This is a genomic window from Pseudochrobactrum asaccharolyticum (assembly GCF_003314995.1).
Classification (GTDB): domain Bacteria; phylum Pseudomonadota; class Alphaproteobacteria; order Rhizobiales; family Rhizobiaceae; genus Pseudochrobactrum; species Pseudochrobactrum asaccharolyticum.
The window spans coordinates 567,639-578,933 of sequence record NZ_QNRH01000004.1; the positions used below are offsets into that span (position 1 = coordinate 567,639).

General features: G+C 49.7%; 10 protein-coding genes and 1 tRNA gene. 8 read left to right on the forward strand and 3 right to left on the reverse strand.

Going from position 1 to position 11,295, the window contains the following annotated elements; genetic code table 11:
• Positions 1–55 precede the first annotated feature (55 nt).
• The 3 genes from secD (at position 56) to DFR47_RS13865 (ending at position 3,831) form a co-directional block, all read left to right on the forward strand.
• Positions 56–2,305 (forward strand): protein translocase subunit SecD, encoded by a 2,250-nt coding sequence (gene secD / locus DFR47_RS13855; RefSeq protein WP_113944973.1) that lies wholly within the window; start codon positions 56–58, stop codon positions 2,303–2,305.
• Between the two features lie 260 nt (positions 2,306–2,565).
• On the forward strand, positions 2,566–2,955 hold the full coding sequence (locus DFR47_RS13860) for an Mth938-like domain-containing protein (RefSeq protein ID WP_113945028.1): 390 nt from the start codon (positions 2,566–2,568) through the stop codon (positions 2,953–2,955).
• 3 nt (positions 2,956–2,958) lie between these two features.
• On the forward strand, positions 2,959–3,831 hold the full coding sequence (locus DFR47_RS13865; RefSeq protein WP_374788317.1) for a phytoene/squalene synthase family protein: 873 nt from the start codon (positions 2,959–2,961) through the stop codon (positions 3,829–3,831).
• Between the two features lie 169 nt (positions 3,832–4,000).
• On the opposite strand, the gene DFR47_RS13870 is transcribed toward DFR47_RS13865, so the two are convergent.
• The 3 genes from DFR47_RS13870 to DFR47_RS13885 all read right to left on the reverse strand — a co-directional run bounded on the left by DFR47_RS13870 (position 4,001) and on the right by DFR47_RS13885 (position 7,313).
• Positions 4,001–5,047, reverse strand: coding sequence for a hypothetical protein (locus tag DFR47_RS13870; RefSeq protein ID WP_147245566.1), 1,047 nt, complete (start codon positions 5,045–5,047; stop codon positions 4,001–4,003).
• Positions 5,048–5,345: 298 nt separating this feature from the next.
• On the reverse strand, positions 5,346–6,749 hold the full coding sequence (gene trmFO / locus DFR47_RS13875) for a methylenetetrahydrofolate--tRNA-(uracil(54)-C(5))-methyltransferase (FADH(2)-oxidizing) TrmFO (protein ID WP_113945030.1): 1,404 nt from the start codon (positions 6,747–6,749) through the stop codon (positions 5,346–5,348).
• Between the two features lie 411 nt (positions 6,750–7,160).
• Entirely contained in the window at positions 7,161–7,313 is a 153-nt protein-coding gene (locus tag DFR47_RS13885; RefSeq protein WP_022711474.1) for a DUF1127 domain-containing protein, read from the reverse strand.
• Positions 7,314–7,807: 494 nt separating this feature from the next.
• Between DFR47_RS13885 and DFR47_RS13890 the strand changes: the two genes are divergently transcribed.
• The 5 genes from DFR47_RS13890 to DFR47_RS13910 all read left to right on the forward strand — a co-directional run bounded on the left by DFR47_RS13890 (position 7,808) and on the right by DFR47_RS13910 (position 11,214).
• A complete protein-coding gene (locus DFR47_RS13890) occupies positions 7,808–8,215 on the forward strand; it encodes a hypothetical protein (RefSeq protein ID WP_113944976.1) in 408 nt (135 codons plus the stop codon).
• 23 nt (positions 8,216–8,238) lie between these two features.
• Positions 8,239–9,177, forward strand: coding sequence for a sterol desaturase family protein (locus tag DFR47_RS13895; RefSeq protein ID WP_113944977.1), 939 nt, complete (start codon positions 8,239–8,241; stop codon positions 9,175–9,177).
• A gap of 79 nt (positions 9,178–9,256) precedes the next feature.
• Positions 9,257–10,420 carry a DUF2157 domain-containing protein gene (locus DFR47_RS13900; RefSeq protein WP_170137502.1) on the forward strand — a complete coding sequence of 388 codons (1,164 nt, stop codon included), beginning with the start codon at positions 9,257–9,259 and terminating at the stop codon, positions 10,418–10,420.
• Complete coding sequence (locus tag DFR47_RS13905) at positions 10,417–10,998, forward strand: GDYXXLXY domain-containing protein (RefSeq protein WP_113944979.1); 582 nt, start codon at positions 10,417–10,419, stop codon at positions 10,996–10,998. Before DFR47_RS13900 ends, DFR47_RS13905 begins: the two co-directional genes overlap by 4 nt.
• 133 nt (positions 10,999–11,131) lie before the next feature.
• Positions 11,132–11,214, forward strand: a tRNA-Leu gene (locus tag DFR47_RS13910).
• The last annotated feature ends 81 nt before the right edge of the window (positions 11,215–11,295 follow it).

Consider the following 11,295-nt stretch of genomic DNA (forward strand, 5'->3'; position numbering starts at 1 on the left):
GACTGTTGCGCAACCTTGATGCGAAACAGCATAAATTTTGACGGATGGATTACCGATGCTCTATTTCCCGCGCTGGAAATCGGTTCTGATCTGGCTGGTCGTACTGGCCGGTTTTATCTTTGCTTTGCCGAATTTCTTCTCCGCACAGCAATTATCCAGCTTGCCTGCCGGTTTCCCAAAAGGACAGATCATCACTGGTCTTGATCTGACAGGCGGTACGCGTGTGGTGCTGGCATCACCGAAAGTGACTGCTGAAAATCTGGATAAAACCGCAGCGGTCATGACTGATCGTCTGGCAGAGCTGGGCTATGATAATGCCCGCATCACTGTGCAGAATAAAAATCAGATTCGTGCAGAGGTGCCGGAGGTCTATGATGCTCAGCTGGTGAAGGATCTTTTGAGCCTGACCGGTGAGATTAATTTCCGTCAGGCGAAAGAAATCACGACGCCGGATCCGCTGGCTGAAGGGCTGGTACCGCAGGATTCAGAGATCATCTATTCCTTCGATGAGCCACCGGTTGGTTATATCGTAAAAAAAGCACCTATTTTGACAGGTGCGGATATTGCAGATGCCGAAGTCGGTGTGAACAGTGATCAGGATTCAGTGATTACGATTTCACTGACCGAAGCTGCTACAAAAAAGCTGGCTGATTTTACCGGCAATAATGCGGGTGCAGTACTGGCGGTCATTATTGATAATCAGATTGTTTCTGCTCCGCGTATCCGCGAGGCGATTACAAGCGGTGATTTGCAGATTACCGGTGATTTTGATCTGGAAACATTGAGCAATCTTGGCGTTGTTATGCGTTCCGGTCCGCTGGCTGCACCGGTTGAAGTGCTGGAAGAGCGCAGCATTGCCTCGGCACTTGGCCAGAATTATACGAGCTATGGGCTGATCACCGCATTGAGCGCGCTGATCGTCGTTGCGCTGTTTATGGTGCTGTCCTATGGCCTGCTTGGTGTGATTTCTGTGATTGCACTCGGCGTTAATGTGATGCTGGTTGTAGCGGTAGTGTCGTTCTTCGGTGTTGCTGTAGGCTTGGCAACCATTGCCGGTCTGGTGCTGACAATCGGCATGGCGGTTGACAGCAATATCCTGCTGTTTGAGAAAATCCGTGAAGACCGGCGCAATGGTTATTCCGTTGTGCAGGCTATTGAATCCGGTTTTGCACGCGCCCGTGCCTGTGTGATCGATGCGAATTTGACCACATTGATTGCAGCTTTGGTACTGCTGATGTTCGGTAGCGGCCCGCTGCATGAATTTGCGATCATCGTGACGATCGGCGTTGTGACGACTTTGTTCACGACTTACACCTTCTCACGTTTGCTGATCTCGCTTTGGGTACGTCAGTCCAAACCGACAACCATTCCTGCGCGTCTGCTTAAGCTGGTGCCGACCAATACTAAAATCAGTTTTATGAAGCTGAGTGGTATTACCGGTGCCATTTCAGCTGTTGCCTGTGTTGCCGCGCTTGGCTTGTATTTCACGATGGGACTGAATTACGGCATCGATTTTGACGGTGGTTCTTCTGTTGAATTGCAGTCCCGTGATGGTGCCGTTGATCTGGAAGATATCAATCAGCGTCTGTCAGAGCTCAATATTGCCAATGCACGTGTTGTGCAGGGTAAGAATGAAAATCTGGCAGAGTTGCAAATCGGTACGCAGGATTCCGGCGATGATGCCGAGCAGACCGTTGTTGTGAAACTGCGTGATGAGTTCGAGCAGGATTATGAGTTCCGCCGCGTTGAAGTGGTTGGGTCGACTGTATCCGAACATCTGTCCCGCATTGGTAACGCTGCGCTTGGTCTGTCGCTGATTGGTGTTTTTGCCTATCTCTGGATACGTTTCCGCTGGCAGTTTGCTGTTGGTGCAGTTCTGGCGACTGTGCATGATATTATCATTATGATCGGCGTTTTTGCCCTGTTCCGTCTGGAATATAATCTGTGGAGCCTCGCGGCACTGCTGACCGTTCTTGGCTATTCGCTGAATGATACGGTGGTGGTCTATGACCGTGTGCGCGATAATCTGCGCCGCTATCCTCAAATGCGGGTGAGCATGCTGGTGGATGCTGCAATCAACCAGACGCTCTCACGCACGATCCTGACGTCATTGGTAACAGTGCTGGCGCTGATTCCGCTGTATATTTTCGGTGGTGCAGATATCGGTTCTTTCGCCATTATGATGGCGCTGGGGATTATCATCGCAACCTATTCATCGGTCTATATTGCGGGGCCGTTGCTGTGGTTGCTGGGTATTCGACCGTCTGACGTGATTGAACCTGTGGAAACCAAAACTGCAGGCTGAGACGTAAGCCATAAATAACAATAAGTTTTGCCCGCAACGCTTAAGCTGCGGGCAAAACTGTTTAAAGCTTGTGGCAAAATACCCATATTGCTGTAGAAGGGGCGCAACGTGACAAATTCTGTGCCTGATACTGAGCATTTCCAGCAAAAGTAGGAACCGGTTTTGCGTTAGGAAATGCGTAAAACAAATAGATAGAGCATTTCCATTGATTCAATTTAAACTGGAAATGCTATAGCTTGATCTGAATAAAGAGAGACATGATGAACACTGGTATTGAAATCCGCGAAGCGCATTTTCCGGGACGTGCCCCGATTGATGCCTATGGCAATGGCGGGTTTCGTTTTGCGGAAATGTCGCATCGTGGTTCATTATTATGCTTGCCGTCCGGCGTTCATGGCTGGGAGCCTGCACAACCACCGCTGCTGACTGTAAATGATCTGGAGCTCATCCTCGAACAGGCAAGCGATATTGAAATTCTGCTGGTTGGTACGGGAATGGATCTGCGTCGTATTCCGGAAGATGTGAAGGCGATTTTGCGCGAGCATCGCATCACCTCCGATCCGATGAGCACTGGTGCTGCTGTGCGCACTTATAATGTGCTGCTGGCGGAAGACCGTGCCGTCGCTGCTGCCTTGATCGCTGTGGAGTGAGTTGTGGCTGAAACTGAAAATAAGGTTGCACTGCCGGCAGCTGAAACTGATCATTACCAGCATTGTTTGCAATTTTTGCGCCAAAGTGATTTTGACCGCTATCTGGCGGTGCTATATGCGCCGGAAGACAAACGGCCTGCATTGGCAGCGCTTTATGCCTTTAATGCCGAAATCGCCCGTATCCGCGATGTGGTGCATGATGCATTGCCGGGTGAAGTGCGCCTGCAATGGTGGCGCGATCTCATCAATGGTACCGAGCATGGTGCTGTGACCGGTAATCCGGTGGCTGCTTTATTGCTGCAAGCCATTCAGGAATATCAGCTGCCGCGCAGTGTCTTCGATGCCTATTGTGAAGCGCGGATTTTCGATCTTTATAATGATGCAATGCCGAGCCGCAATGATCTGGAAGGCTATTGCGGTGAAACAGCCTGTGCGATTTTGCAGATGGCAGCCATGATATTGGATGCGGATGCGGCGAAATCTTCAGCTGAGCTGTCCGGTCATGCTGGTGTCGCGCAGGCGGTCAGCGGTTTGCTGCGTTTGCTGCCGTTGCATCGCCGCCGCGGGCAGGTCTATGTGCCGGAAGATATGTTGCAGGCTGTTGGCGTAAATGCGGAGCAGTTCATCAAAGGTGATGACAAGCAAGCCATGCAGCGTGTGGTGAGTGTTTTGAGCGCGCTGGCGCGGGAACATTATGCAGCCTTTGAAAAACAGCCGATGCCTGCCAGCCTGAAAGCGGCCTATTTGCCGGTGCGCTTGGTGCCTGTGGTACTGAACCGCGCAGAGAATAAGGCCGGACAGGTCGCAGAGCAGGGCATTGATCTGTCGCAGCTTCGACGCCAGTGGATTTACTTGAAATCCTCGCTCAAAGCATAATCAGAGCATTTCCGGTTTCGGTGTTTGACTGTGAAATATTCTAGAGCATGTTGCGTTTAATCGTACCCACTGCGCTCGCTCTATATTCTTTTAATTGTCGTATGTTCGCGGTAGCTCAAATGAATTCATTTGAGCGCGACATGCTCTAGTCGAGAAAGAGATAATCGTTTCATATTGGTGTTCCTTCTTCAGACCGTTTACGCTCATAAAAGTCGATACGCCCACGAACAGCAGCACTTGGATCATTCTTCAAGCTTGCAGCGATTTCATCTAATTTTGAGCCGATTTCAGGATGATTTCGAAAGGCGATCAGACCAGAGGCTGCACGTTTGCGAACAATGGCAGCGCGATCAAGTGCACCCGCTGCGATAAGAGAATAGGGGTCGATGTTTACTGTCACATCGCGTTTTAAAAAGACCTGTTCAATTCTGTAGCGTCCCATATAACGATCAATACAGACTTTTCGTCGCTCACGTGTTGGCCAAATAACTGTTTGTGAAAGCAGCGCATCTAGTGCCATCGTACGAATATGAGGCAGCTGCGCCTTATAAAACATTCGTTCAAGATGTTGATCGACTGCAGGATTGCGGCAAATTTCACGAAACTGATAACCTAATTGTGCTTGTCGGGTCGTGACTATATCGTCAATCAGCATCTCAAGAACATCAGGCCTCGTCAGCGTAACGTCAAGTGCTTCCTGTCCTTCTTGGGTCCAGCGTCCCCAATTCATGACGTGCGGCAGCAAAATCCGCAGAACCGGAACGATGACAACCGCTGGAGTCGCCGTCATCAAGCGGTTCAGCGTATTTTGTGCAGCTTGGCGAACTTGAGGTGCCCAGTCATTCAGGCGCCAGAACAGACCATAGACACAAGCGGGAGTTGTAAGTGGCTCATGAAGTTGATTCAGTGCTGCTTCGCGCACCAGACCATCTCCATGAAACATGAAAACGCTGGGTAGACCTGGTATTTGTTTTACAGCCTTAATCTCTGTAGTACGAAGTGCGTCTTGAAATGGCTCACCTTGCCATCGAGAATAGAGTGAAAATTCTACACGAATAAATCGCTCTGCATTGCGGATGTCATCAGGTTGTATCATAGAGCTGAGTAGGGATGTCCCGCGATTATAAGTGTTCCTGAAACTTTCAATATCCGCATTGCTAAGCGCGGTTTCACTGGTTTCTTCGTAAGTTTTTCTTTTGAAAAATTTCCAGATCATTGCTGCAACCTTATAAGCACCGTTCTGCTCTGTATTTCTATCGCTGTGAATTTATTAGAGCATAATTCCTTAAACTTGGATCAGTTTAAGGTAAAATTATGCTCTATTTTTAAAGTGTTAGAGCGACCTTTGTGTGCCAAATCTGGCACACGGCGCTCTAATGTATGAAAATTCAAGAAAAAGTAAGCTGAAATATAAATTCTCTGATTAATTGAATGGTAATTGTAATAATATGTCAATTATTGATTGGACTGAAATAATATAAAAAAAGCCGCCCTTTGAGGCGGCTTTTTTGATGTTATTGCTGTTCTTGCAACCAGATTTTGAAATCACTCAAAGCACGTGCACTCAGCGCTCGTTTTTTAGCCTGTGTTTTTTCTTTACCACGAAGACGCACGCCTTCCTGTTTTGGAACTGTAATTTCCGGAAACAGGCCGAAATTCACATTCATCGGCTGGAATGAGCGTTTGCCCGGTTCGTCATCGCTGACGAGATGGCCGCCGGTAATATGGTTGAGCAAGGCACCAAAGGCCGAAGTAACCGGAGGCGGAGCCAGAGTTTCGCCGCGCTGCTGTGCGGCTGCAAAGCGACCGGCAAGCAAGCCCATTGCGGAGGATTCCACATAGCCTTCACAACCGGTGATCTGGCCGGCAAAACGGATTTGCGGGCGGGACTTCAGGCGCAGATTGGTATCCAGCAGGATCGGCGAGTTGAGATAGGTATTGCGATGCAGACCGCCGAGGCGGGCAAATTCTGCATTTTCCAGCCCCGGAATCATGCGGAAGATCTGTGTCTGTACGCCATATTTCAGTTTGGTCTGGAAACCGACCATATTATAGAGCGTGCCGAGCGCATTATCCTGACGCAACTGCACAACTGCATAGGCCTTAACATCCGGATTATGGGCATTGGTCAGCCCCATCGGCTTCATCGGGCCGTGGCGCAATGTTTCAGGGCCACGCTCTGCCATAACTTCAATCGGCAGACAGCCGTCGAAATAAGGTGTGCCTTCCCATTCCTTGAATTCGGTCTTTTCACCGTCAATCAAGGCCTGAATAAAGGCTTCATACTGTTCTTTATCCATCGGGCAGTTGATATAGTCTTTGCCTGTGCCGCCCGGACCGACCTTGTCGTAGCGCGATTGGAACCAGCAAACATCCATATTGATGCTGTCGAAATGGATAATTGGCGCAATAGCATCAAAGAAGGCAAGAGAATCGGCTTCGGTTTCTTTTGCAATGGCTTCAGCCAGTTCTGCAGCTGTCAGAGGACCGGTGGCAATGATTGTGTTGCCCCAGTCTTCCGGCGGCAGACCTTCAATCACTTCACGCTGGATAGTGATGAGCGGATGGGCTTCAAGCTTTGCAGTGACGGCATCAGAAAAACCGTCACGGTCAACAGCGAGCGCACCGCCCGCCGGAACCTGATTGGCGTCGGCGCAAGCCATAATCAGCGAATTGGCCAGACGCATTTCTGCATGTAGCACGCCAACGGCATTGGTTTCAGCATCATCCGAACGGAAGGAGTTGGAGCAGACGAGTTCTGCCAGTCCTTGCGTCTTATGCGCATCTGTACCGCGTACAGGACGCATTTCGTGAATGATGACGGGAATACCGGCATTGGCAATCTGCCAGGCTGCTTCGCTGCCTGCCAAGCCGCCGCCGATAATGTGAACAGGTGAATAAGATGATGAACTGGACATGCTTTGTCCAATACCGCTTTTGCGGCTTTGCATCAATTGCCTGAATGTCTGATCACAGGCTTTTGCATGATGTGGAATGCATAAAAAAAATAGCTTCGTCGCAGGAGGGAGGGCGACGAAGCTATTTTTAGGGGAGGGACTGATATGGAGGTATCAGTCAGCGCAGGTTTCTGGATTCCAATAGGGAATGAAATCCGACCGCGCTATATGCCTGCTGAAAAACGGGAGGAACGACAGCAGGCAATTTACATGACCGGTACGGGAGGAGGAATACCGGCCACGAAGGGGAGGATGTTGTATTCTCAGGCGCCGGTGTCGGGAGGAAACTCCGGCGCAGCTATCTTGTAACTCAGCTCACTATCAGTTCCGGCGAATTCCTTAAGCTGACAGTTTTACCGAGCGGTCTTTTAATTACATGCCAGCAGTGTTGGACTTGCGGGCGATGTAAGGAATGTCGGAGCGGGAGATACCGAGATCACCGAGTTCACGGTTGGACAAACGGTTCAGTTCGGAAACTGTGTCACGGTAACGGCGCCAGTTGTTGAAAGAGCGAATGATGTTCATTTTTAAAACCCTCGATTGTGTTTAGTGGTGTTGTGTAATCTGTTGTCCTGTATATAGCCCGCGGCTTCAGAAATGAGGAGAGACAAGTTTGCATAGCTCCTCTGCGAGCCTTGCAAGCCTCATTTAAACGATTTAAATCGCGATTTTGTCGCTATTTGAACAAGATTTGGCTGTCGGGAAATTTTCGTTCGTTTAAGGGAAATTGCGCGCAATTTTTATGCGGATAAGCAATGTTCTTGTCACAAAAACATCACGCATGGGTTGTGTATGATTTTGCTGATTTCAAGAGCTATACGGGCAGAGCAGATGTTTTTGCTGAGAAAGGCTTTGCCGGATGATCACAGATGGTCATTGCGATATCTGAAAATCACTGCAATGCAGAAAATACAGCTTTTTACACCCGATTATTGAGTGCTTGAAAGCGTGCGGGTTTCGTGTGAACCTCTCTGACAGACATGAGAATGGCTTGTTTGCGGGGGAGGTCAGGTCGCTTGTTGAGTTTGCCTGTACTGATTGGCATGATTGCTGCCGGTATTATCGGCGGTGTGCTGGCCGTTCATTTTTTGGGCGGCAACAAGCAGAGTGTTTTAAACAGCGATACAGAGGTGATTGCGCATTTCCGGCAGGATTATCCGGAATGCGGGATCAGTGAAATTTATTTTACGCGGGATCGCCGCACAGCATTTTTTGATTTGCCGCAGCAGGGCACAGGCATTGTCCATGGGGTCGGCGCGAAGTTTCTGACACGTATCTTAAAGACTGACGATATTCAGGAAATCCGCAAACAGGACGAAACCAGACTGTTTGTGCGTATGCACGATTTTACATGGCCAGCGGCCAGTTTTTCTTTCGAAGACAAAAAGACCCGTGATGAGGTCTGTGACTGGCTGGCAAGAACGTAAAAATAAGAAGGGGAGTTGTCTTTATGAATGAACCGGCATTCTTCGATGTGACACTGCTGGCAGTGCCGCTTTATCTCCTTGCTATTATGATTGAGCTGGTTGTGGTGCGGTACTGGCACCGTAAAGGCGAGTTTGAAACCCGTGATGCGCTGACAAGCCTGTTGATGGGAACCGGCAATGTGGTTGCCGGTTTATTGCTTGGCTTTGTCTCGGTAACGGCCTTGTTGTGGGTATGGCAGTTCCGGTTTTTCGATTTAGGGCTGCATTGGTGGGTATTCGTTGCAGCTTTTATCTTCGATGATCTGCGCTATTACTGGTATCACCGCATCGCCCATCGGGTGCGCTGGGTCTGGGCAGAACATGTCAATCATCATTCCAGCCAGCACTATAATCTCACCACGGCTTTGCGTCAGTCATGGACAGGGCAGATTACCGGTATGTTTATTCTGCAAGTGCCGTTGGTGCTGTTGGGCTTTCATCCGGCGGTGATTGCCTTTGTCTATGGTTTTAACCTGATTTATCAGTTCTGGATTCATACCGAGGCAATCGGCAAAATGTGGAAGCCTATTGAGCTTATCTTCAATACGCCGTCGCATCACCGCGTGCATCATGCAACCAATCCGCGTTATCTGGATGCGAATTTTGCCGGTACGTTGATTATCTGGGACAGATTATTCGGCACATTCGTTGAGGAGCTGCCCGAGGATATGCCGCGTTATGGCATTGTGCGGAATATTGGCACATTCAATCCGGTGCGGGTGGCATTTCATGAATGGGTCGGCATGTTGAAAGATGTACTTTCACCGGGGCTGAGCCTGCGCCAAAGGCTGATGTATATGGCAGCGCCTCCGGGCTGGAGCCATGATGGCAGCCGCAAAACATCGGAAGATTTGAAAGCAGATTATGTGCGTCTGCATCCTGAAGAGGCAGGAAAACCGGGATTGCCTGATCTTCCTTCTTAATTTAACAGGATTATTAGGGCTGCGTATGTTCTATTGTATCAGCCACTTTTACTTGTAACGGCTTATACAGGAATGTCATTTGTCCTTATTTGTTTCGCTGGCACGACAGATTGATCAATGGCAGTCGCAAGGACTGCTTGATCAGGAAACCGCAGACAGACTGCGTTTTGATGTGAAAACCCGTCATAACGGCTTTGGTATGGGTGGTGTGCTCGCAGTGCTGGGCTCATTGCTGCTTGGCGCTGCGCTGATCCTGTTCATTGCAGCGAATTGGGATGTCATCCCCCGCATTTGGCGTGTGGCGCTGATCCTGTTTATTATGTGGGGCGGTTATCTCGGCGGTGCATGGTTACAACAGCGCAGCGAAAATAAATTGGCGGCGATCTTTGCGCCGTCGCTCTATCTGCTCTCGGCCATTACCTATGGTGCCGGTATCGCGTTGGTCGGGCAGATGTATCATATGTCCGGTGATATGACGACAGCAGCTCTGGCATGGGGCATTGGCGTGCTGATCGCAGGTGTTCTTCTGCGCGCACCAATCCTGACGGCCGCAGCATTGGGTATCGGCGGTTTTTATCTTTATACGGTTTTGAGCGAGCTTGGCGGACAGATTAATCTGGTTGCATCTTATCGCTGGGTTTTGCCGCTTTATATTGCCGCTTGTGCCGCAGCGATTATTTATACCAAGGCTGACAAAGCCATGCATTTGCTGGCGATGCTGACACTGGCATATTTTCTGGCTTTGTATTTTGATCTGGAAAGCGCGGTCACTTTGATACTGATGATCGTGCTTGGCACTATTCTGATTATCTGTCAGGGGCGCTGGCCGGCTTTTGAGCGCTATAGCTACGGCTTTGGTTCACAGCTTGCCGGTTATGGTTTAGCTGCATTGTTGCTGGCGCTGTTTATCTTTCAGGTTGAGCACAAAGGGGTGTTCAATAATTATGAGGCAGGGGCTGATGCTGTCTATTCGCTGGTTGCGATTGCTGTCTGTGTGTTCGCCCTGATTATTGCCGGTGAGAAAAGTGGTCAGTTGCGCTGGTTCGCTTATGCCGGTTTCTCGCTGCATGTGCTGTATCTGGCCACAGTGACAGTGGGCACGATGATCGGCACATCCGGTGTGTTCCTGATCGGTGGTATTCTGGTGATGGGGTTGGCTTATCTGGTTACCCGCATGGAAAAATATCTGCATGGCTCGGCTGTCAAAGCGATGTCCGTTCATGATGGGGAGCAGCAGCCATGAACCTTCTTAAAAAGCGCTGGCTTTATGTTGCGGCCATTATCGCGGCATTGTTGCAAACCAGTGTCATGCTGGCAGGCGTGCAGCAGCGGATCAGTATTTTGCGCAATGGTTCGGAAGTGGTGTTGCGGACGATGCCGGTTGATCCGCGTGATCTGATGCGCGGGGATTTTGTGACGCTGAGCTATGAGATTTCCCGTCTGCCTGCACGCCTCATCAGTGGTGAACTGCCGCACAAAAGCGGGCTGAACTACATTTATGTCGTGGTGGTCAAACAGGCCGATGGTGTGTGGACTGCAGACCGTGCGCAATACACCCGCCCTGATGCGCTGAAAGATAATGAAATGGTGCTGCGCGGTGAGGTGGAAGCGCCGTTCCAGATCTATGATGATAATTCCACCATTCCTGTTGTCTATGGCATAGAGCGCTATTATGTGCCGGAAGGTGAAGGGCTGGCAGTAGAACATGCCCAGCGGGACAGTGCGGTGGATATTGTTTTGTCGGTGAATGAGAAGGGCGTAGCAGCCATCCGCGCCTTGCGCATTGACGGCAAACAGGTTTTTGACGAACCACTGTTCTGAGAGCTTGCAGAGGGAAGAAGCGGTAAGATCTGTGCATGACAGATTTATCTCGAAAATATTCTGTTTTTTCCCTTTGCCCTCTGAAAATTGAATGCTATAGAGCGCCCACAACGCAAGCATTATTGCTTCGGTTGCGGATATGGCGAAATTGGTAGACGCACCAGATTTAGGTTCTGGCGGGAGACCGTGGGGGTTCGAGTCCCTCTATCCGCACCATTTTTACTCCCTTTGAATTGCTGTAACTCATTGAAATTGCTACTTTATTAGATGTAGCGATTTTTGCTGATTTGCGTTTTT

Coding starts and splice junctions, on each gene's coding strand:
- secD (WP_113944973.1), top strand. CDS start 56: ATGCTCTATTTCCCGCGCTGGAAATCGGTTCTGATCTGGCTGGTCGTA.
- DFR47_RS13860 (WP_113945028.1), top strand. CDS start 2,566: ATGAACACTGGTATTGAAATCCGCGAAGCGCATTTTCCGGGACGTGCC.
- DFR47_RS13870 (WP_147245566.1), bottom strand. CDS start 5,047: ATGATCTGGAAATTTTTCAAAAGAAAAACTTACGAAGAAACCAGTGAA.
- trmFO (WP_113945030.1), bottom strand. CDS start 6,749: ATGTCCAGTTCATCATCTTATTCACCTGTTCACATTATCGGCGGCGGC.
- DFR47_RS13885 (WP_022711474.1), bottom strand. CDS start 7,313: ATGAACATCATTCGCTCTTTCAACAACTGGCGCCGTTACCGTGACACA.
- DFR47_RS13895 (WP_113944977.1), top strand. CDS start 8,239: ATGAATGAACCGGCATTCTTCGATGTGACACTGCTGGCAGTGCCGCTT.
- DFR47_RS13905 (WP_113944979.1), top strand. CDS start 10,417: ATGAACCTTCTTAAAAAGCGCTGGCTTTATGTTGCGGCCATTATCGCG.